Raw genomic sequence first — 21,961 nt, 5'->3', positions numbered from 1 at the left:
CATGAGCACCAGTGACCCCGCGGCCACCCCGGCCACCGCCCCCGCCTCGTTCGCCGTCTCCGTGTCCGACGTACCGGACGCCGCACTCGAAGCCGAGGACCTCGACCCCGCCCAGATCGTGTCCGGTGCGCCAGTGGTCACCGGCAAGGTGCTGTGGGAGTCCGAGGACGGCACCCAGCTGCGCGGGATCTGGCAGATCACCCCCGGCGTGGTCACCGACACCGAGGCGAACGAGCTGTTCGTCGTCGTCAGCGGCCGGGCCACCATCGAGATCGAGGGCGGCGGGCGGCTGGAGGTCGGCCCCGGCACCGCCTGTGTGCTTCGGGAGGGCGACAAGACCACCTGGACCGTCCACGAGACGCTGCGCAAGGCCTACCACATCAGTCTCTGACGGCCTCGCCGTCCACGGGAGCGGGCATGGGAACGACAAGGGGATGGCGGCGCGCGGTGAACAGCGCGAGCCCGGCCATCGGCAGCAGCAGCGCGGCCCCGGCCGCGTTCAGCCAGCCGTAGCCCGCCTGCGCGACGATCAGCCCGGACACCGCACCGCCGACGCCCGCGCACGTGTTCATCGTCAGGTCGGACAGGCCCTGTACGGCGGCCCGCGCGGCCTGCGGCACCGAATCCGTCAGCAGCGCCGAACCGGAGACCAGCCCGGCCGACCAGCCCAGGCCCAGCAGGAACAGGCCCGCCGCCGTCTGCCCGTGACTGGCCCCGGCGGTGCCCGCGAGCAGTGCGGCGACCGCCAGCAGCCCGGCCGCCAACCCGATCACCGACAGCCTGCCGAGCCGGTCCGCGAGCCAGCCCATCACCGGGGAGAAGGCGAACATCCCGGCGATGTGGCCGCTGATCACCAGGCCGATGAGCTGGAGGTCCGCGCCGTGGTGCCCCAGGTCGACCGGGGTCATCACCATGATCGAGACCATGGCCGTGTGGGTGACGGCGACCGTCACCAGGGCGAGACGCGCCCGGGGCGAAGCCTTCACCGCGGCCAGCCCGGCCCGCAGGGAACGGGCCTCGGCCGCCTGCTCGGCGGGGCCGGCCAGCGCCCGGGCGGTCAGCAGCGGATCCGGCCGCAGGAGTACGCCGATCAGCAGCGCGGTGAGCAGGAAGATCCCGCCCGCCCACAGGAACGGGCCCGCCCTCTCGGGTATGGAGGTCCCCGCGAAGCTCCGGCTGGCCGGGGCCGACAGGTTGGGCCCCAGCACCGCGCCGATCGTGGTGGCCCACACCACCGTCGAGATGGCCCGGGCCCGATGGTCGGGGGCCGCGAGGTCCGCGGCGGCGAAGCGGCACTGCAGATTGGCGGAGGAGGCGGCGCCGAAGGCGGCCATGCCGATCAGCAGCAGCGGGAAGTTCTTCAGGACGGCGGCCAGCACGACCAGCCCCGCGCCGCCCGCACCGATCAGATAGGCCAGCACCAGCCCAGGGCGGCGCCCGCGCGCGGTCATCAGGGCCGCGAGCGGCAGTGAGACCAGGGCGGTACCCACCACGGAGGCGGTGGAGGCCAGCCCGGACAGGGCTTCGGTGCCGCTGACCTCGGTGGCGAGCACCGGGGCCAGGGCGATGCTGATCGGTATGCCGAGCCCGCCCAGGACCTGCCCGGCTATGAGCACCCCGGAGGTGCGCCTGCGCAGCCGGGGCAGGTCCTGGGCGGTCACCTTCGGCGCCTGCGGGCCGGTCGGGCCCCGGCGGCCGGGGGGACCGGGTCGCACGGACGGAGCGGAGGGCGAGGTCACGACGTACACCCCCGTCCCGGCGGGCAGGAAGACGCGGACGGAGCGGGTGCGGGGACGGCCGGCAAAGCCGTGGCAGGAGTCACCGGCGCAGTCTCGCACCGCCCGCCCCGACGGGGAACCGGCCGGGTAACACGCCGGGCGCCTCCCCGGTCCAGCGCGCGGCCCACCGGATCGTTCCAGGTCAGCAGCTCAGAACAGCGGCTGCGGCAGTACGCCCTCCAGCGCCAGCAGGGCCCGCTTGGTCTCCACCCCGCCGCCGAAGCCCCCGATCCCGCCCCCGTTCTCCACGACCCGGTGGCAGGCCACCACCAGGGGCAGCGGATTCGACCCCATGGCCGCGCCCACGGCCTGCGCCGCGCGCGGCTGACCGACCCGGGCGGCCAGTTCGCCGTACCCGACGACGGATCCGTACGGCACGGAGCGGTCCAGTTCGCGCAGCACCTGGCGGTTGAAGCCGGAGCTGAGGCGCCAGTCCAGGGGCAGCTCGAAGCGCCGCAGCTCCCCCGCGAAATAGGCGTCGAGCTGGCGTATGGGCTCTGCCAGGAGCACCTCTTCGCCCGGCGCCGGACGCCAGGGCGCGGCCCCGAGCCGGGCGACCAGCGGGGCGACCGTGTCCGGCGACGCGTGGAACCCGACCTGGACCAGACCCTCGGGGGTCGCGGCCAGGAGGAGCGGACCGATGGGGCTGTCGACCACGGTCCATTCGAGGTGCGGCCCCCGGGGCCGCTCGGTGCTGTCCACCCGACCACCGTACGGCGCCCCACTGACAACGCCGCCGAACGGGGGAGATCAGTACCCGTACACCGTCCGCCGCACGACGTCGGGGGCGTTCGTGATGATCCCGTCCACGCCCATGTCCACCACCCGGCGAGTGGTGTCCGGGTCGTCCACGATCCAGGTGTCCACCTCCATGGCCCGGCCGTGCGGGCCCTGGAGCGCGTGCACGCCCGCCACCCACTCGGCCGAGATCTCCCGGAACCAGGGGTTGATCCGGTCCGAGAACTCGGCGTACCGCGCCAGGTCGCCCTCCGGCGGGGCGCCGAGGAAGGCCGTCACCAGGTCGGGCCGCAGCCGGTGCACGAGGCGTACCGAGTCGGCGCTGAAGCTCTGCACGACCAGGCGGGAGGCGACGTGCCGGGAGTCGAGCCAGCCCGTCGTGCCGAGCAGGTCCAGGATCTGCTGCTCGATCCCCGGGTACAGTTCCGGCCGCTTGACCTCCAGCAGCAGACGCCCCCGATTGCGCTGGACCCGGTCGAGGTACTCGCGCAGCGTCGGCACCCGGACGCCCGCGAACTCGGGACGGAACCAGCTGCCCGCGTCCAGCTGGGCGATCTCGGCGGCCGTGAAGTCCTTCACCTGCCAGGGGCTGCGGTCCGGGAAGGCCTTCTGGACGTCGGTGGTCCGCTTCAGCGTGTCGTCGTGGATCACCACGAGCACGCCGTCCTTGGTGCGCTGGACGTCGTTCTCCACCCAGTCGATGCCCAGCCGGGCCGCCAGGTCGATCGAGGCCAGCGTGTTCTCCGGGGCGTACGCCGAGGCCCCCCGGTGGGCGTACACGACGGGCAGGCCCACCAGTCCCGGCAGCGGCCAGGCTGCCCGTCCGGCTCCCGGTCCGGCCCCCGGCCCGGCCAGGGGCTTCTCGACCGACGCGGCGGACATCGCAGGGGCCGCGAGCGCTCCCGGCCGCCCGGCGACGGGCCCGGCCAGCGGCCCCGCGGCCCGCGGGAGCGGCTGGAAGGCGGACGCGGGCCCGCCCAGCGCGCAGAGGGTGAGGCCCAGGACGGCGGCGGCAGCCGCGGCAGCGGGTCGGACGTACATGTGCGGTCTCCTCGGGTCATGAGTGGGTCGGCGGGCGGCCCGGCCGGACTCGTTCCACGGCGGGTCCGGCCCGGGGCGGTGCGCGCGGGCGCACCCGCCCGGCCCCCCGGCGGCGACCCGGGTCACGGTGGCAGAGGCCGGCCCCGGCGCGGACCGGGAGCGGCGGAGGGACGGGCCGCGGACGGCGCCGACAGGCGTCGGACGGGGGCGGGCGGGCGGCGTGGTGGGCGCGGGCGGACGTGGCGGGGGCACGCCTCCCAGGGTGTATCTGACGGTCTGTCGTGAAAAGTGACGCCTTCCTCGTGATGATGCGGTTCACGATCAAGGGGCCGCCACCGAACTACGACAAACGGACCAGGGTCACCTCGCGTCCCCGCACGTCACGCGAGCGTGTGACCCCCCGCGCGCGGGGGGTCCCGGCGTCGTGGATGCGTGAGTGTCAGTGGGGGGCCTTACGGTTGACTCATGCGGCCCGTATCGAAGATCGAACGCACGGTGGCGCCTTTCGAGGTCGTCAGTTCCTACCAGCCCAGCGGCGACCAGCCGGCGGCCATCGCCGAACTGGAGAAGCGCATCCGCGCGGGTGAGAAGGACGTCGTCCTGCTGGGCGCGACCGGCACCGGAAAGTCGGCCACCACGGCCTGGATGATCGAGAAGCTCCAGCGTCCGACACTGGTCATGGCACCGAACAAGACGCTGGCCGCCCAGCTCGCGAACGAGTTCCGCGAGCTGCTGCCCAACAACGCCGTCGAGTACTTCGTCTCGTACTACGACTACTACCAGCCCGAGGCGTACGTCCCGCAGTCGGACACCTACATCGAGAAGGACTCCTCGATCAACGAGGAGGTGGAGCGGCTGCGCCACTCCGCCACCAACTCGCTGCTGACCCGGCGCGACGTCATCGTGGTCGCGTCCGTCTCCTGCATCTACGGTCTCGGTACCCCGCAGGAGTATGTCGACCGGATGGTCCCGCTCAAGGTCGGCGCGGAGTTCGACCGCGACCAGCTGCTGCGCCGCTTCGTCGACATCCAGTACACCCGCAACGACGTCGCCTTCACCCGCGGCACCTTCCGGGTGCGCGGCGACACCATCGAGATCTTCCCGGTCTACGAGGAACTCGCGGTCCGCATCGAGATGTTCGGTGACGAGATCGAGGCCCTCTCCACCCTGCACCCGCTGACCGGCGAGATCATCAGCGAGGACCGCGAGCTGTACGTCTTCCCCGCCAGCCACTACGTCGCCGGACCCGAGCGCATGGAGAAGGCGGTCCAGGGCATCGAGGCGGAGCTGACCGAGCGCCTCGCGGAGCTGGAGACGCAGGGCAAGATGCTGGAGGCCCAGCGGCTGCGCATGCGCACCACCTACGACCTCGAAATGATGCGGCAGATCGGTTCCTGCTCCGGCATCGAGAACTACTCGCTGCACATGGACGACCGCGAGCGCGGTTCCGCGCCCAACACACTCATCGACTACTTCCCCGAGGACTTCCTGCTCGTCATCGACGAGTCGCACGTCACGGTCCCCCAGATCGGCGCGATGTACGAGGGCGACGCCTCGCGCAAGCGGACCCTGGTCGACCACGGTTTCCGGCTGCCCTCCGCGCTGGACAACCGTCCGCTGAAGTGGGAAGAGTTCCAGAAGCGGATCGGCCAGACGGTCTACCTGTCGGCCACTCCCGGGAAGTACGAGCTGTCGCGCGGCGACGGTTTCGTCGAACAGATCATCCGGCCCACCGGCCTTATCGACCCCGAGGTCGTCGTCAAGCCCACCGAGGGCCAGATCGACGACCTGGTGCACGAGATCCGCCTTCGGGTCGAGAAGGACGAGCGGGTCCTGGTCACCACCCTGACCAAGAAGATGTCCGAGGACCTCACGGACTACTTCCTGGAACTGGGCATCGCGGTCCGCTACCTCCACAGCGACGTGGACACGCTGCGCCGGATCGAGCTGCTGCGCGAGCTGCGGGCCGGCGAGTACGACGTACTGGTCGGCATCAACCTGCTCCGCGAGGGCCTCGACCTGCCCGAGGTCTCCCTGGTCGCGATCCTCGACGCCGACAAGGAGGGGTTCCTGCGCTCGGGGACCTCGCTGATCCAGACCATCGGCCGCGCCGCGCGCAACGTCTCCGGCCAGGTCCACATGTACGCGGACAAGATCACCCCGGCGATGGAGAAGGCCATCGAGGAGACCAACCGGCGCCGGGAGAAGCAGGTCGCCTACAACACCGCGCACGGCATCGACCCGCAGCCGCTGCGCAAGAAGATCAACGACATCGTCGCCACCATCGCCCGCGAGGAGGTCGACACCGAGCAGCTGCTCGGCACCGGCTACCGCCAGCAGAAGGGCGGCAAGGACGCGAAGGCCCCGGTGCCCGCGCTGGGCGGCCGGGCGGCCAAGGGCGGCAAGGCGGCGAAGGGCGGTGCGAAGGGCGAGGTGCTCACCGACCGTCCCGCGGCCGAACTGGCGTCGCTGATCGAACAGATGACGGAGCGGATGCGGGCGGCCGCGGCGGAGCTGCAGTTCGAGGTCGCGGCCCGGATCCGGGACGAGGTCGGCGAGCTGAAGAAGGAGCTGCGGCAGATGCGGGAAGCGGGCCTCGCCTGAGCCGGGGCCGGTCAGTAAGGTTCGGGCGTGGGAACAGCCACAGGCACGTGCTGCCTGGGGGTGGCTATGGAGAGGGGACAGCGCGTGACGGTCAACATGACCAAGGGTCAGGCCATCAGTCTGCAGAAGGCGGACGGCGGCACGCTGACCGCGGTCCGCATGGGCCTCGGCTGGCAGGCGGCCAAGCGCCGCGGCCTGTTCGGTGCCCGTACCCGGGAGATCGACCTGGACGCCTCGGCGGTGCTGTTCGCCGACAAGCAGCCCATGGACGTGGTGTTCTTCCGGCACCTGCAGAGCGACGACGGCTCGGTCCGGCACACCGGTGACAACCTGGTGGGCGGCGCGGGCCAGGGCGGCGACGACGAGTCCATCCTCGTCGACCTCCAGCGCGTGCCGGTGCACATCGACCAGATCGTCTTCACGGTGAACTCGTTCACCGGGCAGACGTTCCAGGAGGTGCAGAACGCCTTCTGCCGGATCGTCGACGAGACCAACGGCCAGGAGCTGGCCCGCTACACGCTCGACGGCGGCGGCCAGTACACCGCGCAGATCATGGCGAAGGTGCACCGCGCGGGTGACGGCTGGAAGATGACGGCCCTGGGCAACCCGGCCAACGGCCGGACCTTCCAGGACCTGCTGCCCGCGATCCTGCCGCACCTGTAGGCGCGCGGCCCGCCGCGGGCACCGCCTCGGCAGCCGTCACGGCGGCGGCTTCACGGTTGGGGCTTCGCGGGTGCGGCTTCACGTGGCGGGCGTGACGGCGGCGGGCATCACAAGAGAACACGTACGACGGGGGAGGGGCTGCACGATGACGGCCGAACTGGTCCGGGGGCAGAACCACCCCTTGTCCCGGAACCGGGTGGAGATCAGGGTCTCGGCGGGCACGCCCGTGCTCGCCGGGGCCGTGCTCGGCGACGACCGGGGGCGGCTGTCCGGTCCCGGGTCGCTGGCCCACCCGGGGGCGCCCCGGGTGCCCGGGCTGGAGGTGCCGGTGGCGGCCGCCGCGGGGCACTCCATCACGGTGGACCTGGACGCCGTACCCGGCGCCGTGCACACCGTCGGGGTGCTGCTGGTGCTTCCGCCGGGCGGCCCGTCGCGGTTCGGCGCGGTCCCCGCGCCGTACGTCGCCGTCGCGGCGCCGGGCGGGACCGAGCTGGCCGGGTACACCCTGACCGGCCTGGACGCCGAGACCGCCGTCGTCGCGGTCGAGCTGTACCGGCGCCAGGGCGCCTGGAAGGTCCGCGCCGTCGGCCAGGGCTACGCCGAGGGCCTTCCCGCCCTCCTCGCCGACCACGGGATGACCGCCCCGGACGCCGAGAGCGTGGCGGCCCACGCCCACGCGGCCGCCGCGGGACCGGCCGCCGCGGCGCCCGCCGAGCCCGTGCCCGCCGAGGCGGCGCCGGTCACCGGACCGCCCTGCTCCGCCGAGTCCGGCCCCGCCGCCACGCACCCGCCCGCTCCCGCGACCTCCGCGGCCCTGCCCCCGCTGTCCACCCCCGTCGTACCGCGGGACCCGGCGCCCGGGCCGGTGCCCCCTCCGCCGCCCGCCGCCCCCGGTCCCGCCTCCGGCTCCGACGGCCCGCCCACCGTCAGCTACGCGCACCCGCGCCGGGGCCGCACCGAAGCGCCGCCGCCCCCGCCGCAGGCCCCGCCCGCGCTGCCCGGCGAGCCGCCGCGCCCGGTGGCCGGTGACGCCTCGGGCTGGTCCATGGACGAGCGGCTCTACAACCAGGTCTGGGGCATGTTCGAGGACCTGGCCCGTTCCGTCGCCGCCTACCGCAGCGCCGCCGACTTCGCCGAGTCCCGGATGGACCGCGAGCTGGACGCGGCCCTCGCCGACCCCCGCAGCCGCCTGAGCGGCTCCGGCGACGGCGCCCGGGAGACCGCCAGGGCCCGGCGCGAGGAGCTCGTCGCCCAGGCCCGCGCCGTCCTCGACCGGGACCTCGCGCAGCTGAGCGCCGAGGTCGAGGTGGTCGAGCCCGTGCTGCCCGCCGCCTACGCCCGCTGGGAGAACCCCGTCTGGCACGCCGCCGGGACCCCGCAAGAGGCCCCGCTCGCACTGCGCCTGGGCGATCTGAGCCTGCCCGAGTGCCCCGGGGTGCGCATCCCCATGCTGGTGCGGATGCCGCTGGAACGCGGGCTGTGGATCGACAACGGCCGTACCGGCTCCGAGGCGGCGATGATGGCGGACACCGCCCCGCTGCGCCGGGCCGCCATGGACATGGCCGTCGCGCACGCGGTGCGGCTGCTCGCGGTGCACCCCGCGGGCCGGTTCTCCGTCCAGGTCATCGACGCGGCCGGAGCCGGGGCCGAGTCGCTGGCCCCGCTGGTGCGGGCGGGCGTACTGACCGGACCGCCAGCCTCCGGGGCCGCCGGAGTCACCGAGGTCCTCGCGCGGCTGACCCGCCGGGTGGACCTCGTACAGATGGCGGTCCGGGCCGGGGCGCCCGAGGACCTGCCGCCCGACCTGGACACCTCCGAGCAGTTGCTGATCGTCCACGACTTCCCGCACGGGTTCGACGACCGGTCCGTCACCCAGCTGCGCTACCTGGCCGACGAGGGCCCCGGGACCGGTGTGCACCTGCTGATGGTGGCCGACCGCGACGAGGCGGCGGCGTACGGGCCGCTGCTGGACCCGCTCTGGCGCTCGCTGATGCGGCTGTCACCGGTGCCGGACAACCACCTGGCCGATCCGTGGGTCGGCCACGCCTGGACCTTCGAGGCCGCGCTGCCGCCCGTCGGCAGCCTGGTCCTGGAGCGCGCTCTGGAACGGATCGCGGAAGGCCGCCGCTGACCAAGTGATGGGTCTCTCTTGGTCTCCCCTTTACCTAAAGCGGGGGTGACGGGTACTCTGGTGCATGCGGAGGGGAGTATTCCTGCTTTCCTGCACGGCGTGCCCGTCAATACGGACCGATACCGGTCCCGGGGCGTCGGCCCGCGGCCTCCAGGCCGTCCGGGTGGAAGAGACCTCCGGCAGCGATGACGCTGACGCAGTGCTGAGCCATCCGCCGGAGGCGTGTTCAACGTGGACGTTTCGTGGACCCTCTGGGTGCTGACCATTCTCGGTCTGGGCATCCTCATCGGAGCCGATTTCTTCATCGGCCGCAAACCGCACGACGTATCGATCAAGGAAGCGGGCATCTGGACGGTCGTCTGGGTCGCCCTGGCCGCGCTCTTCGGCCTCGGCCTGCTGATCTTCGGCAACGGCCAGGCCTCGCAGGAGTTCTTCGCCGGATTCATCACCGAGAAGTCGCTGAGCGTCGACAACCTCTTCGTCTTCGTCCTGATCATGGCGAAGTTCTCGGTGCCCTCCCACCTCCAGCAGCGGGTGCTGCTGGTGGGCGTGCTGATCGCCCTGGTCCTGCGCGCCATCTTCATCGCCGCCGGGGCCGCGATCATCACCAGCTTCTCCTGGGTCTTCTACATCTTCGGCGCGTTCCTGATCTACACCGCGTGGAAGCTCATCCAGGAGGCCCGCAAGGACGAGGAGGAAGAGGAGTTCGAGGAGAACCGCCTCCTGAAGTCCGTCGAGAAGAAGTTCGGCGTCGCCGACAAGTACCACGGCACCAAGCTCTTCATCCAGAGCAACGGCAAGCGCGTCCTGACCCCGCTGATGGTGGTCATGCTCGCCATCGGTACGACCGACATCCTCTTCGCCCTCGACTCCATCCCCGCGATCTTCGGCCTCACCCAGGACCCGTACATCGTCTTCACGGCCAACGCCTTCGCCCTGATGGGTCTGCGCCAGCTGTACTTCCTCATCGGCGGCCTGCTCAAGAAGCTGGTCCACCTCAGCTACGGCCTGTCGGTCATCCTGGGCTTCATCGGCGTCAAGCTCGTACTGCACGCCCTGCACGAGTCCGGGGTGCACGTCCCGCTGATCTCCATCCCGGTCTCGCTGGGCGTCATCTGCGGTGTCCTGGTGATCACCACGATCACCAGCCTGCTGGCCTCGAAGAAGCAGGCGGCCGCCGAGGCCGCCGCCCGCGCCGACGAGCCGCAGGACAGCATCGGCGCCTGACGGCCGCGCTCAGGCGGGGGCGGCCGCTTCGGCCGCCCCCGCCGCCCTGCGTACGACCGCCGGATTGGTCTCCGGCAGCAGGGCGAAGCAGCCCAGGCTGAGCAGCGCGATCCCGGTCAGGTACGCGCCCACACCCCACGGCGGTCCGGAACCGTCGGCCAGCGCCGTCGCCACCACGGGGGTCAGCGCCCCGCCCAGCACCCCGCCCAGGTTGTAGCCGACGGCCGCCCCCGTGCACCGGATCCGCGGCGGATACAGCTCCGGCAGGTACGCGCCCACCACCCCGAGCATCGTCACCATCCCCAGCAGCGCGCCCAGGCAGCCCAGGGTCATCAGCAGCGGATCGGCCGTCCGCAACAGCGCCACCAGCGGGAACATCCACAGCGCGCAGGCCGCGCTCCCGGCCAGGCAGAGCGGGCGCCGTCCGTACCGGTCGCCCAGCACCGCCACCAGTGGGGTGAGCGCGCCCTTGACGGCGACGGCCACCATGACGCAGGTGAGCATCACGGTCCGGTCGACCGCCAGGTGCTCGGTCGCGTAGGCCAGGGACCAGGTGGTCACCGCGTAGAAGACGGCGTAGCCGACGGCCAGGGCCCCGCCGGTGAGCAGGAGCAGGCGCCAGTGGTCCCGTACGACCTCGATCACCGGAGCGCTCGCCCGCCGGCCGGCCGTGGCCAGCGCGCGGAACTCCGGGGTCTCCTCGACCGATCGGCGCAGCCACAGGCCCGACAGTGCGAGCAGCCCGGCGCACCAGAACGGCACCCGCCAGCCCCAGGACGTGAACTGGCCGCCGGTGAGGGTGGCGGACAGGCCCAGCATCAGCCCGTTGGCCAGCAGGAATCCAACGGCCGGGCCCATCTGCGGAAAGCTCGCCCACAGGCCGCGCCGGTGCTCCGGCGCGTGCTCGGCGGTCAGCAGTACCGCGCCGCCCCACTCGCCGCCGAGTCCGAGACCCTGGAGGAAGCGGAGCAGCAGGAGCAGGAGCGGGGCGCCGGCACCGATCGAGGAGTACGCCGGTACGCAGCCCACCGCCACCGTCGCCACCCCGGTGAGCAGCAGGGACCCCAGCAGGACCGGACGCCGCCCGTAGCGGTCGCCGATGTGGCCGAAGAGCACCGAGCCCAGCGGGCGGGCGAGGAAGCCGATGCCGAAGGTGCCGAAGGCGGCGAGGGTTGCGGCGAGGGCGGAGAAAGTGGGGAAGAAGAGGGGGCCGAGGACCAGGGCTGCGGCGGTTCCGTAGACGAAGAAGTCGTAGAACTCGATGGCGGTGCCGATGAGCGAGGCCAGGGCGAGGCGCAGCATCGAGGGGGAGCGATCTTGGTGCATGGTGCAGCTAGTACCCCCTCCCGCCGGGAGGGAGGGCCGGTCCGGGCGTCCTCCACCGGAACGAGTGCGGGGCGCCGCTCGTGTTGACACGGCCCGGTGCTGGCGCGGCCCGGTGTCGCCGCGGCCCGGCGTGGACGCGGCCCACCCCTCCCGGTGGGGAGGAGCGGGCCGCGTCACCGTCTGGGGCGTCCTACCAGCCGCGCTCGCGCCACTGCGCGATGTGCGGGCGCTCGGCGCCGATCGTGGTGTCGTTGCCGTGGCCCGGGTAGACCCAGGTCTCGTCCGGGAGCCGCCCGAACAGCTTCTCCTGGACGTCGTCGATCAGCTGGACGAACGCCTTCGGGTCGCCCCAGGTGTTGCCGACGCCGCCGGGGAAGAGGCAGTCCCCGGTGAAGACGTGCGGGTGCCCGTGCGGGTCGTCGTAGACCAGGGCGATCGAGCCCGGGGTGTGACCGGTCAGGTGCCGGGCGGTCAGCGAGATCCGCCCGAAGGTGATCGTGTCGCCGTCCTCGACCGCGACGTCGGTCGGCACCGGGATGCCCTCGGCGTCGTACCGGCCCGCGTAGGTGCGGGCCCCGGTCGCGTCGACCACCTCCCGCAGGGCGCCCCAGTGGTCGCCGTGCTGGTGGGTGGTGACGACGGACGTGATGCCGTCGTCCCCGATCAGGCTCAGTAGGGTCCCGGCCTCGGCGGCCGCGTCGATCAGCAGCTGCTCGCCGGTCGCCCGGCAGCGCAGCAGGTAGGCGTTGTTGTTCATGCCGCCCACGGCGACCTTGGAAATCATCAGGTCCGCGAGTTCGTGCACCTCGGCCGGACCACCGACCTTCACCGCTCCGCTGTACGTCATGCCCTGATCCTAGAGCGGGGGGAGGAGGGGGAGGGGACCGCCCGCCGTGGTGAGGGCGTCGCCCTTGTCGCCGCGGCCCGCCAGCCAGGCCAGCAGCTGGGCCGGGGTGCCCGTCAGGGTGACGGGGGAGCCGTCGGCGGAGCCGGTGTGCCAGGTGCGGCCGTCGTCGGAGGCCAGCGTCACCGGCGGCACCTCGGGGTGCCCGGACCAGCGGTCGGCCAGGAACTCGATCTCCCGGGCGGTGAACTCGTCCGGGAGGTCCGCCAGCTCGTAGCCGATCCCGAGGTCGACGTGGTGCAGCTCGATCTCCACGAGGCGGCGGAAGGGCACCCGGGAGGCGCCGTCGGTGACCCCGTTGCGGAGTTCGACGGTGCGGGACCAGTCCTGGGGGGCTCCGGCGACGGCCTGGAAGGCGTCGGCGGAATTCCGTACGTCCTCCAGCTGTTGGACCAGGTCCCGGCCGGCGTCGCGCTCGATGTCGGCGTCACGGGCCGTGGCGCTCTCGTACATCGGGCGGCCCTCGAACACGTTCACGAGGGCCTCGGCGTTACGGGCGAGGTGGGCGAGGACGTGACCCCGGGACCAGCCGGGCAGGCGTGACGCCTCGGCCACGGCGGCGTTGTCCAGTTTCGCGGCCGCGGTCAGTAGCCGGTCCGTGGCGTCGCGTACGGATCGCAGGTCGTGCACATGATCGATCATGGGCCCGACCCTAGCGCCGCCACACGATCGGGTGAAGCACTCTTCGGAGTGCCGTAATTCGAATGCGCGTGCTATACGCTCGTGGAAACCAGACACCCACCACCCGAGCGGCGCCCCCCATACCCTGGGACGGGGGCCCGTCCCCCGCTCTCTCAAGAAAGGTGCGGACCGGCGTGACCGACCGTCTCATCGTTCGTGGCGCTCGCGAGCACAACCTCAAGAACGTCTCGCTCGACCTGCCCCGCGACTCACTCATCGTCTTCACCGGACTCTCCGGTTCGGGCAAGTCCTCATTGGCTTTCGACACGATCTTCGCCGAGGGCCAGCGCCGCTACGTCGAGTCCCTGTCCTCCTACGCCCGTCAGTTCCTGGGGCAGATGGACAAGCCCGACGTCGACTTCATCGAGGGCCTCTCCCCGGCCGTCTCGATCGACCAGAAGTCGACCTCGCGCAACCCGCGCTCGACGGTCGGCACCATCACCGAGGTCTACGACTACCTCCGCCTGCTCTTCGCCCGCATCGGCAAGCCGCACTGCCCCGAGTGCAGCCGCCCGATCTCGCGGCAGTCGCCGCAGGCGATCGTGGACCGGGTCCTGGCGCTGCCCGAGGGCAGCCGCTTCCAGGTGCTCTCGCCGCTGGTGCGCGAGCGCAAGGGGGAGTTCGTCGACCTCTTCGCCGACCTCCAGACCAAGGGGTACAGCCGTGCCCGGGTGGACGGGGAGACGATCCAGCTCTCCGAGCCGCCGACGCTGAAGAAGCAGGAGAAGCACACCATCGAGGTGGTCGTCGACCGCCTCACCGTCAAGGACAGCGCCAAGCGCAGGCTCACCGACTCGGTGGAGACCGCCCTGGGGCTCGCCGGCGGCATGGTGATCCTGGACTTCATCGACCTCGCCGAGGACGACCCCGACCGCGAGCGGATGTTCTCCGAGCACCTCTACTGCCCGTACGACGACCTGTCCTTCGAGGAGTTGGAGCCGCGCTCCTTCTCGTTCAACTCGCCCTTCGGCGCCTGCCCCGAGTGCACCGGTATCGGTACGCGCATGGAGGTGGACCCCGAGCTGATCATCCCCGACGAGGACAAGTCCCTCGACGAGGGGGCGATCTCCCCGTGGTCGCTCGGCCACACCAAGGACTACTTCCAGCGGCTGATCGGCGCGCTGGCGGCCGAGCTGGGCTTCCGTACGGACATCGCCTGGGCCGGACTGCCGCAGCGCGCGAAGAAGGCCCTGCTGTACGGGCACAAGACCCAGATCGAGGTCCGCTACCGCAACCGCTACGGGCGCGAGCGGGCCTACACCACGGCCTTCGAGGGCGCCGTGCCCTTCGTCAAGCGCAGGCACTCGGAGGCGGAGAGCGACACCAGCCGCGAGCGCTTCGAGGGTTACATGCGCGAGGTGCCCTGCCCCACGTGCGAGGGCACCCGGCTCAAGCCGATCGTGCTCGCCGTGACCGTGATGGAGAAGTCCATCGCCGCGGTCTCCGCGATGTCGATCAGCGAGTGCGCCGAGTTCCTGGGTGAACTCCGCCTCGACGCACGCGACAAGAAGATCGCCGAGCGGGTGCTCAAGGAGGTCAATGAGCGGCTCCGCTTCCTCGTGGACGTCGGCCTGGACTACCTCTCGCTCAACCGCGCGGCGGGCACCCTGTCCGGCGGCGAGGCCCAGCGCATCCGGCTGGCCACGCAGATCGGCTCCGGCCTGGTCGGTGTGCTGTACGTCCTGGACGAGCCCTCGATCGGCCTGCACCAGCGCGACAACCACCGGCTGATCGAGACGCTGGTGCGGCTGCGGGACATGGGCAACACGCTGATCGTCGTCGAGCACGACGAGGACACCATCAAGGTGGCCGACTGGGTCGTGGACATCGGCCCCGGCGCGGGCGAGCACGGCGGCAAGGTCGTGCACAGCGGTTCGCTCAAGGACCTGTTGAGGAACCCCGAGTCGATCACCGGCCAGTACCTGTCGGGCAAGAGGTCCATCGAACTGCCCGAGGTGCGGCGGCCGGTGGACGAGAGCCGCAAGCTCACCGTGCACGGCGCGCGGGAGAACAACCTGCGCGACATCGACGTGTCGTTCCCGCTGGGCGTACTGACGGCGGTCACCGGGGTCTCCGGCTCCGGCAAGTCCACCCTGGTCAACGACATCCTCTACACGCACCTGGCGCGCGAGCTGAACGGCGCCCGGACGGTGCCGGGGCGGCACACCAGGGTGGAGGGCGACGACCTCGTCGACAAGGTCGTCCATGTCGACCAGTCGCCGATCGGGCGGACCCCGCGGTCCAACCCGGCCACGTACACCGGTGTCTTCGACCACGTGCGCAGGCTGTTCGCGGAGACGATGGAGGCGAAGGTGCGCGGCTACCTGCCGGGCCGCTTCTCCTTCAACGTCAAGGGAGGCCGGTGCGAGAACTGCTCCGGTGACGGCACGATCAAGATCGAGATGAACTTCCTGCCGGACGTGTACGTCCCGTGCGAGGTCTGCCACGGCGCCCGGTACAACCGGGAGACGCTTGAGGTCCACTACAAGGGCAAGTCCATCGCCGAAGTGCTGAACATGCCGATCGAGGAGGCGGCCGGCTTCTTCGAGGCCGTTCCCACCATCGCGCGGCACCTGCGCACGCTGAACGAGGTCGGGCTCGGCTACGTCCGCCTCGGCCAGTCCGCGCCGACCCTGTCGGGCGGCGAGGCGCAGCGCGTGAAGCTGGCGTCGGAGCTGCAGAAGCGGTCGACGGGCCGGACGGTGTACGTGCTGGACGAGCCGACGACGGGTCTGCACTTCGAGGACATCTCGAAGCTGATCAAGGTGCTGTCGGGTCTGGTGGACAAGGGGAACTCGGTGATCGTCATCGAGCACAACCTCGACGTCGTCAAGACCGCGGACTGGGTCATCGACATGGGCCCCGAAGGCGGTTACGGCGGCGGCGTGGTGGTCGCGGAGGGTACGCCCGAGCAGGTCGCCTCCGTGGGGGCGAGCCACACCGGCAAGTTCCTGCGGGACATCCTGGGCGCGGATCGGGTGTCGGACGCCGAGGTGCCGCTGGTGCGGGCCCCGGCGAAGAAGCGGGCCCCGGCGAAGAAGGCCGCTGCCGTTGCCTCGGCTCCGGCGAAGAAGACGGCTGCGGCGAAGAAGGCCGCTCCGGCGAAGAAGGCCACGACCCGGGCTCGCAAGGCGTAGCCGCTTCGGCCCGCTTCGGCCCGGCGGGGCTGGAGCGGGTCCGGGGCGGGGTCAGGCTGCGATGCCCAGGGTGTGGCCCGCGGTGGCGGGGTCGGTCAGGGTCGTCAGGAGGGCGTCCGCGACGTCCGCGCGGGCGATGCTCCGGCCGCCCGGGAGATTCGCGTCCAGGGCCCGCCGGTACGTTCCGGTCGCCGGCTTGTTCAGCAGGCGCGGCGGCCGGACCACCGTCCAGTGCGTACCGCTGGCCCCGATCGCCGCCTCCATCGCCGCCAGGTCGGCGTACACGTCCCGCAGCGCCCGCCGCAGCAGCGGCAGGAACACCGCCCGGGTCAGGACGCCCTCGCTCTCGTGGGCCGGGCCCAGCGGGGCCGCGCTCACCGCCGACAGCCGCCGCACCCCCGCCCGGTCCATGGCCGAGACGATGGCGCTGAGCGCGGGCCCGGCCACGGGGGTCAGCCGGGCCTGCTTGTTGCTGCTCGGGCCCAGCGCGGAGACCACCGCGTCCCGCCCGCTCAGCAGCGGGATCAGCGCTTCCTCGTCGGTGAGGTCGGCCACCGTGGCGACCTGGAGCCGCTCGTGCGGGGGCACGGTCAGCCGGGCCGGGTCGCGGACCACGGCGGTGACCTCGTGTCCCGCGTCGAGTGCCTGCCGTACCACCTCGCGCCCCACGCCTCCCGTGGCGCCGAACACCGTGATCTTCATCGTGTGCGTGCTCTCCATGGCCGTCTCCTCCGGGTGGGTGGGTGAGCATTCACTCACCCCTCCTTCCGTTAGGGTGAGTGAATGCTCACCCCGAAGTCAAGCGATCCGGCCCGCCCCACCCCGCAGCGCCTGCTGGACGCCGCCGAGACGCTGATGCGCACCACCGGGCTCGCCAACGCCACCACCAAGGCCATCGCACGCGAGGCGGGTTGCTCGGAGGCCGCGCTGTACAAGCACTTCGCGAACAAGGAGGAGCTGTTCGTCCGGGTACTGCTGGAGCGCACGCCCAACGCCGCCGCGCTGATGACCGCGCTGACGGCGGACCCGGGGGAGCTGCCCGTCGAGGACCGGCTGGCCGCGATCGCCGGGCACGCGGCGCGGTTCTACGCCGACACCATGCCCATAGCGGGCTCCCTCTTCGCCGAACCGGCCCTGCTCAGCCGCCACCGCGCGGGCCTCAAGGAGATCGGCAAGGGGCCGCACGTGGTCCTCGACGCGCTCGTCGCATCCCTGAGCCAAGACCGCGAACAGGGGAGGATCCGCGCCGACGCCGACCCGGTCGCGGCTGCCGCGCTCCTGCTCGGCGCCTGCTTCCAGAGGGCGTTCTTCCTGCACTTCTCCGGGCCCGACGCGGTCCAGCCGGTCGCGGAGTTCGCCCCGGCCGTCGCGCGGACCGTGTGGGCGGCTATCCGCTGAGCTGCGCGGCGTACGGCGGCTCCGCGCCCGCCCGGGTGCAGGTCAGCGCGGCCGCGTGGGCGGCGTAGGCCAGGACCTCCGGCCAGTCCACCGGCGCGCCCGCCGCCCCCGAAAGGCGGTGCAGCAGGGCCGCGTTGACGGTGTCGCCCGCGCCGATCGTGTCGGCCACGGTGACCCGGCGGGCGGTGACCGAGCAGCGCTCGCCGTCCCGGGTCCACACGGTCAGCCCCGCCGCGCCCCGGGTGAGCACCACCGCCGACGGGCCCGCCGCGAGCCAGTCCTCGACCCGCCCGCCGAGCCAGGCCGCGTCCTCCTCGGACAGCTTGAGGACGCCGACGGACGGCAGCCAGCCCAGGAACCGGGCCCGGTACGCCGCCGGATCCGCGATCAGCGCCGGGCGGATGTTGGGGTCGAGCAGGGTCAGCAGCCCGCGCGCCGACTCCCGCCGCAGCAGGGCCTCGTACGCGCTCGCCCCCGGCTCCAGGACCAGCGAACAGGTGCCCAGCGCCAGCGCGCGCGCCCCGCTCGGCAACGCACCGGGCAGGGTGAACAGCCGGTCAGCGGTGCCCTCGACGTAGAAGCCGTACGCCGCGGAGCCGTCCGGGGCCAGCGAGGGCACGGCCAGGGTCGTCGGCTCCGGCCCGCGCTGGACCAGCGACAGGTCCACCCCGGCCGCCCGCAGCCCCGCGAGCAGGCTCTCGCCGAACCCGTCGGCCGACACCCGCGAGCAGAAGGCGACCTCGGCGCCCAGCCTGCCCAGGGCCAGCGCGGTGTTGTACGGTCCCCCGCCCGGCCGGGGCACCAGCGCGCCCGGCGGCCCTGCCGCGGGCACCAGGTCGATCAGGGCTTCTCCACCGACGACGATCACGCGGGGGAAGGTACCCCATCCGGCGGCGGTATCGTCGGGTGGGCCGCGCGCCCCGGGCGCCCGGGCCGTACCGCCCGCCCCCGTTCGTACCGTCCCGCACCAGGAGAGCCCCATGTCCGCGCCGCAGTCAGCCGCCGCCCGCCGAACCGTGCTCAAGGGCGCCGCCGCGCTCGCCGGCGCCGCCGGGGCCGCGGCGACCCTCGCGGCCTGCTCGCCGGGCACCAGCAGCGGGGGGAGCACCTCCGCGACCCCCGCCGCACCCGTGAACCTGGGTGCGGCGGCCGAGGTTCCGGTGGGCGGCTCCAAGCTGTACCGGAACGAGAAGCTCATCGTCCACTGCCCGGCCGAGGGCCAGTACACGGCGTTCAGCGCCCAGTGCACCCACGCGGGCTGCGTCCTGGACAAGATCGTCGCGGGGCACGGCAACTGCCCGTGCCACGGAAGCCGGTTCGAGGCGGCCACCGGCAAGGTGGTGCAGGGCCCCGCGACCGACCCGCTGCCGTCCGTCCCGGTCCGCGCCGAGGGCGGCAAGCTCATCGCGGGCTGAGCCCGCGCAGGAGTCCCCCGGGGCGCGCCGCGCTCCACGGAGCAGTCCCCTGGGTGCGCCGCGCCCCGGGGCCCCGCGGCGCGCGGCCGCGCTCATTCCCACTCCCAGCCGATGCCGAGGATGCCGCGCCGGACCCCCTGTTCCACCAGGTGGACCGCGCGGTGCCCGCCGCTCGGCGTCAGCTGGGACAGCTCGCTGCGCGGGGCCGTCGGCCCCAGCTGCCGGAAGCGCCGGCAGCTCACGGGCAGGGCGCCCGCGTCGAAGCGGACCTGGAGCACGTACTGGCCGCCCGCGTAGCCGAAGCCCCGGATGTACTCGCTGCTGCGGCCGCCGGTGCCGTCCTCGAAGCCGTAGCCGAAGACGTAGGTGTCCCCCCGGCGCAGCCGCGCGTCGAAGAGCAGCTCGGCCACCACCACGCCCGCCTCCGGATGCCGCCGGATCCGCCCGGTCCGGCAGTTCTCGTGGGCCAGCACCCTCACCCCGGCCGGATCGCAGCCGGGGTCGCCGTGGTGGATGGCGAGGTAGCGGTCGATGCCGTCGCGGTGGGCCCGTACGACGTGCTGCGAATCGCGGCCGAGCAGTTCGCGGCGGGCTCCGATCCGGACCCGCTCGTGGTGGCCGACGGTGTGCAGGCCGCCGTCCGCAGGGAGCTCCATGTCCGCCAGTACCTCCTCGACGGCCGTCCCGACGCCGATCAGCGCCCGGTAGGGCCGGGCCGCCGGGCGGGGGGTGTCGGTGCCCGTGCCCGCGGGCGCGCTCAGCAGCCGTACGAGGGTCCCGGCGGGCAGTTCCAGGATCTGCTCCAAAGCCCGTACGGCCCGCAGGGATTCGGCGCGCCGGGGCCGCCGGGCGCCCTGCTGCCAGTAGCTCAGGCTCGTCACGCCGACCTTGATGCCGCGGGCGGCGAGGCGGTGCTGGACCCGGTGCAGGGGCAGGCCGCGGGCGGCGAGCGCGGCGCGCAGGGCGAGGTGGAAGGGGCCCGTCCGCAGCAGCCGCGGCAGCTCCTCCGCCCCCTCGCCGGGCCCGGTCGCCACCCCGGGCGCGTCCTCGGCTCCGGCGCCGGCTCCGGTGGGGTCCCCGGCCCGGCCGCTCTCCGCGGTCGGCAGCATGGCGACTCCTTTGTGAACGTTCACGCGCCGTGGGGCGGGAGACCGCACCGGTGGCGTCCGGGGCCCAGGTGACGGGGTGGGCGCCGTTCACATCACGGCTTCCCCATTCACATGGCGATGTCACCGCGAATTGAAGCGTGTTGACCTGCTCGCGACAACTCCCCGATGCTCCTCCACAGCGTCCGGACGCGCTCCTCCACCCCCACTCCCCACCTCGGGAGGAACGCGATGCGCAACCGAAACCGGCGGCTTTCCCTGGCCGCCTTCCTCACCGCTCTCCTGTTCGCGCTGCCCACCGGCACGGCGGCCGCCGCCGATGCCGGGGCGGACGGCGCGACACTCGCCGCCAAGCGCCTGAACATCACCATGCAGGCGCAGCAGAAAACCAACTGGTGCTGGGCCGCCAGCGGCAACACCATCGCCACCTGGTTCGGCCGCAACTACAGCCAGAACCAGTTCTGCAACGCCGCCTTCAACCGCCAGCAGGGCTACGACTGCCCCAACAGTCAGGCCAGCCTCGACAACGTCCAGACCGCCCTGAACTGGGCGGGCATCAGCTCCGGTTCCTACGTCACCGGCTGGCTGCGCTACACCACCGTGCAGAGCGAGATCAACGCCAACCGGCCCGTCGAGACCCGCATCCAGTGGGCCAACGGCGGCGGCCACATGCACGTCATCTACGGCTACGACACGGCCAGCAACTGGGTCTACTGGGGCGACCCCTGGCCCTCCAGCGACCGCTACAACTGGGCCTCCCACGACTGGTACGTCGACAACAGCACCTTCTCCTGGACCCACTCGCTCTACCGGATCGGGGCGTGAGCACCATGAACCGACGCGCGTCCGCCCTGGTCACCGCCACCTTCGCGGCCACCCTCCTGGGCCTGGCCCCGCAGGCCTCGGCCGCACCCGTCCCGCAACCCCAGTCCGCCACCGCCGAGACCAGGGCCGCCGCCCACCAGGCGGCCGCCGCACCCGACAGCCTGGCCACCCTCTCCCGGTTCTTCTCCCGGGAGGGCAAGGTCTCGCTGACCGCCGCCCAGCCGCGCATCGAGGGCGACGCGATCCCCGTCAGCTACCTCTCCCCGGACTTCGTCGCGGGCAAGGCGGGCGCGCCCGTCGCCCGGCTGGAGTTCCTCGCCAGCAGGGCGGTGGCCTCCGACGGCCAGCAGGCCGCGCTGTGGACCGCCAAGACCGCGGCGGGGTGGCAGGTGGTGAACATCGCCACCGGCGACGACGAGTTCCGCTACGCGCAATTGGGCGCCGCGAAACTTCCCGGCGGAACGGTCTTCCGCGAGCCGCAGATCGATGCCTGGTACGTCGCCCAGGGGGGCAGCGTGCTGCCGCTGGACGAGGACGCCGTCCGGGCCGTGGGCGCGGGGGGCACCACGCTCGCCGCGTACCGCGCCCGGGTCGTCACGGCGTACGGGGACAAACTGCCCGGCTCCGCCTATGCCAAGGGCGGCAAGGCAGGCGGCTTCGCCCCCACGGAAGCCGCCGCCGCTGCCGTGCCGGATGCCGGGCCGGGCGCCGGGCCGGGCGGCCTGCCGCTGGCGGGCGGGGCCGTGGCCGGGGCGCTCGCCCTCGGGGCCGTCGGCGCGCTGGGCGTGCGTCGCGTACGCCGCCGGGGGGTGCGGGTGTAGCCGCCGGGCGGGGGGTCCGGCCGTCGGCCAGACGGCCGGACCCCGTCCCGGCGCGGCGCCGCCGCCGGGGCTCCGCCCCGGACCCCGCGCCTCGAACGCCGACGGGGCCGGATCGGGGTCGGGGGGTCGGGCGCGGGCTCGGTTGTCAGAGGCCGCAAGTAGGCTG

Annotated in this window: 19 protein-coding genes; 10 read left to right on the top strand and 9 right to left on the bottom strand. The window is 72.8% G+C overall.

Translation table 11 applies throughout. The features are described from left to right. Position 1 precedes the first annotated feature (1 nt). Positions 2 to 391, top strand: coding sequence for a cupin domain-containing protein (locus QMF80_RS11150; protein WP_283452117.1), 390 nt, complete (start codon positions 2 to 4; stop codon positions 389 to 391). Here QMF80_RS11150 and QMF80_RS11145 read toward each other — a convergent pair. The 3 genes from QMF80_RS11145 to QMF80_RS11135 form a co-directional block, all read right to left on the bottom strand. Then, the gene (locus tag QMF80_RS11145) at positions 381 to 1,715 is read right to left on the bottom strand and encodes an MFS transporter (protein WP_502962821.1); all 1,335 of its coding nucleotides are present in this window, start codon (positions 1,713 to 1,715) and stop codon (positions 381 to 383) included. The two genes, QMF80_RS11150 and QMF80_RS11145, sit on opposite strands and share 11 nt — an antisense overlap. A 213-nt stretch (positions 1,716 to 1,928) precedes the next feature. Further along, the gene (locus QMF80_RS11140; protein WP_283452115.1) at positions 1,929 to 2,480 is read right to left on the bottom strand and encodes a methylated-DNA--[protein]-cysteine S-methyltransferase; all 552 of its coding nucleotides are present in this window, start codon (positions 2,478 to 2,480) and stop codon (positions 1,929 to 1,931) included. 48 nt (positions 2,481 to 2,528) lie between these two features. Continuing rightward, a complete protein-coding gene (locus tag QMF80_RS11135) occupies positions 2,529 to 3,557 on the bottom strand; it encodes a glycerophosphodiester phosphodiesterase (protein ID WP_283452114.1) in 1,029 nt (342 codons plus the stop codon). Positions 3,558 to 4,022: 465 nt separating this feature from the next. On the opposite strand from QMF80_RS11135, the gene uvrB reads away from it, so the two are divergent. The 4 genes from uvrB to QMF80_RS11115 all read left to right on the top strand — a co-directional run bounded on the left by uvrB (position 4,023) and on the right by QMF80_RS11115 (position 10,182). After that, complete coding sequence (gene uvrB / locus QMF80_RS11130) at positions 4,023 to 6,161, top strand: excinuclease ABC subunit UvrB (protein WP_283452112.1); 2,139 nt, start codon at positions 4,023 to 4,025, stop codon at positions 6,159 to 6,161. Between the two features lie 84 nt (positions 6,162 to 6,245). Then, positions 6,246 to 6,824: a TerD family protein gene (locus tag QMF80_RS11125; protein ID WP_283452110.1), complete on the top strand. Its 579-nt coding sequence runs from the start codon at positions 6,246 to 6,248 to the stop codon at positions 6,822 to 6,824. Positions 6,825 to 6,969: 145 nt separating this feature from the next. After that, the gene (locus QMF80_RS11120) at positions 6,970 to 8,955 is read left to right on the top strand and encodes a TerD family protein (protein ID WP_283452108.1); all 1,986 of its coding nucleotides are present in this window, start codon (positions 6,970 to 6,972) and stop codon (positions 8,953 to 8,955) included. Between the two features lie 231 nt (positions 8,956 to 9,186). Next, entirely contained in the window at positions 9,187 to 10,182 is a 996-nt protein-coding gene (locus QMF80_RS11115; RefSeq protein WP_283452106.1) for a TerC/Alx family metal homeostasis membrane protein, read from the top strand. Positions 10,183 to 10,191: 9 nt separating this feature from the next. Here QMF80_RS11115 and QMF80_RS11110 read toward each other — a convergent pair whose 3' ends face one another. From QMF80_RS11110 to QMF80_RS11100, 3 genes are all read right to left on the bottom strand, one after another. Continuing rightward, positions 10,192 to 11,508: an MFS transporter gene (locus QMF80_RS11110; protein ID WP_283452104.1), complete on the bottom strand. Its 1,317-nt coding sequence runs from the start codon at positions 11,506 to 11,508 to the stop codon at positions 10,192 to 10,194. 190 nt (positions 11,509 to 11,698) lie between these two features. Beyond that, the gene (locus QMF80_RS11105; RefSeq protein WP_283452103.1) at positions 11,699 to 12,355 is read right to left on the bottom strand and encodes an MBL fold metallo-hydrolase; all 657 of its coding nucleotides are present in this window, start codon (positions 12,353 to 12,355) and stop codon (positions 11,699 to 11,701) included. 9 nt (positions 12,356 to 12,364) lie between these two features. Next, positions 12,365 to 13,054, bottom strand: a complete 690-nt coding sequence (locus QMF80_RS11100) for a maleylpyruvate isomerase family mycothiol-dependent enzyme (protein ID WP_283452101.1) — start codon at positions 13,052 to 13,054, stop codon at positions 12,365 to 12,367. Positions 13,055 to 13,227: 173 nt separating this feature from the next. On the opposite strand from QMF80_RS11100, the gene uvrA reads away from it, so the two are divergent. Further along, positions 13,228 to 16,230, top strand: a complete 3,003-nt coding sequence (uvrA, locus tag QMF80_RS11095) for an excinuclease ABC subunit UvrA (protein ID WP_283452099.1) — start codon at positions 13,228 to 13,230, stop codon at positions 16,228 to 16,230. Positions 16,231 to 16,281: 51 nt separating this feature from the next. Here the strand turns inward: uvrA and QMF80_RS11090 are convergent, their stop codons facing one another. Next, entirely contained in the window at positions 16,282 to 16,932 is a 651-nt protein-coding gene (locus QMF80_RS11090; RefSeq protein ID WP_283452155.1) for an NAD(P)-dependent oxidoreductase, read from the bottom strand. Between the two features lie 81 nt (positions 16,933 to 17,013). Between QMF80_RS11090 and QMF80_RS11085 the strand changes: the two genes are divergently transcribed. After that, positions 17,014 to 17,628, top strand: a complete 615-nt coding sequence (locus QMF80_RS11085; RefSeq protein WP_283452098.1) for a TetR/AcrR family transcriptional regulator — start codon at positions 17,014 to 17,016, stop codon at positions 17,626 to 17,628. On the opposite strand, the gene QMF80_RS11080 is transcribed toward QMF80_RS11085, so the two are convergent. Then, positions 17,618 to 18,496: a carbohydrate kinase family protein gene (locus tag QMF80_RS11080; RefSeq protein ID WP_283452096.1), complete on the bottom strand. Its 879-nt coding sequence runs from the start codon at positions 18,494 to 18,496 to the stop codon at positions 17,618 to 17,620. The genes QMF80_RS11085 and QMF80_RS11080 overlap by 11 nt on opposite strands. A 112-nt stretch (positions 18,497 to 18,608) precedes the next feature. On the opposite strand from QMF80_RS11080, the gene QMF80_RS11075 reads away from it, so the two are divergent. Beyond that, positions 18,609 to 19,043, top strand: coding sequence for a Rieske (2Fe-2S) protein (locus QMF80_RS11075; protein WP_283452094.1), 435 nt, complete (start codon positions 18,609 to 18,611; stop codon positions 19,041 to 19,043). Between the two features lie 92 nt (positions 19,044 to 19,135). On the opposite strand, the gene QMF80_RS11070 is transcribed toward QMF80_RS11075, so the two are convergent. Further along, the gene (locus QMF80_RS11070) at positions 19,136 to 20,152 is read right to left on the bottom strand and encodes a hypothetical protein (protein WP_283452092.1); all 1,017 of its coding nucleotides are present in this window, start codon (positions 20,150 to 20,152) and stop codon (positions 19,136 to 19,138) included. Between the two features lie 228 nt (positions 20,153 to 20,380). Between QMF80_RS11070 and QMF80_RS11065 the strand changes: the two genes are divergently transcribed. Beyond that, entirely contained in the window at positions 20,381 to 20,974 is a 594-nt protein-coding gene (locus QMF80_RS11065) for a papain-like cysteine protease family protein (RefSeq protein WP_283452089.1), read from the top strand. 5 nt (positions 20,975 to 20,979) lie between these two features. Next, positions 20,980 to 21,795 (top strand): hypothetical protein, encoded by an 816-nt coding sequence (locus tag QMF80_RS11060; protein ID WP_283452153.1) that lies wholly within the window; start codon positions 20,980 to 20,982, stop codon positions 21,793 to 21,795. Positions 21,796 to 21,961: the final 166 nt, after the last annotated feature.

The sequence above is a fragment of the Streptomyces sp. G-G2 genome (genome assembly GCF_030063135.1).
Classification (GTDB): domain Bacteria; phylum Actinomycetota; class Actinomycetes; order Streptomycetales; family Streptomycetaceae; genus Streptomyces.
Note: the sequence above shows the minus strand (reverse complement) of the source record. Positions and strands in the feature narration are given on the sequence as shown.

Coding starts and splice junctions, on each gene's coding strand:
- QMF80_RS11105 (WP_283452103.1), bottom strand. CDS start 12,355: ATGACGTACAGCGGAGCGGTGAAGGTCGGTGGTCCGGCCGAGGTGCAC.
- QMF80_RS11060 (WP_283452153.1), top strand. CDS start 20,980: ATGAACCGACGCGCGTCCGCCCTGGTCACCGCCACCTTCGCGGCCACC.
- uvrB (WP_283452112.1), top strand. CDS start 4,023: ATGCGGCCCGTATCGAAGATCGAACGCACGGTGGCGCCTTTCGAGGTC.
- QMF80_RS11100 (WP_283452101.1), bottom strand. CDS start 13,054: ATGATCGATCATGTGCACGACCTGCGATCCGTACGCGACGCCACGGAC.
- QMF80_RS11085 (WP_283452098.1), top strand. CDS start 17,014: ATGCTCACCCCGAAGTCAAGCGATCCGGCCCGCCCCACCCCGCAGCGC.
- QMF80_RS11075 (WP_283452094.1), top strand. CDS start 18,609: ATGTCCGCGCCGCAGTCAGCCGCCGCCCGCCGAACCGTGCTCAAGGGC.
- QMF80_RS11090 (WP_283452155.1), bottom strand. CDS start 16,932: ATGAAGATCACGGTGTTCGGCGCCACGGGAGGCGTGGGGCGCGAGGTG.
- QMF80_RS11120 (WP_283452108.1), top strand. CDS start 6,970: ATGACGGCCGAACTGGTCCGGGGGCAGAACCACCCCTTGTCCCGGAAC.
- QMF80_RS11110 (WP_283452104.1), bottom strand. CDS start 11,508: ATGCACCAAGATCGCTCCCCCTCGATGCTGCGCCTCGCCCTGGCCTCG.
- QMF80_RS11150 (WP_283452117.1), top strand. CDS start 2: ATGAGCACCAGTGACCCCGCGGCCACCCCGGCCACCGCCCCCGCCTCG.
- QMF80_RS11135 (WP_283452114.1), bottom strand. CDS start 3,557: ATGTACGTCCGACCCGCTGCCGCGGCTGCCGCCGCCGTCCTGGGCCTC.
- QMF80_RS11070 (WP_283452092.1), bottom strand. CDS start 20,152: ATGCTGCCGACCGCGGAGAGCGGCCGGGCCGGGGACCCCACCGGAGCC.
- QMF80_RS11065 (WP_283452089.1), top strand. CDS start 20,381: ATGCGCAACCGAAACCGGCGGCTTTCCCTGGCCGCCTTCCTCACCGCT.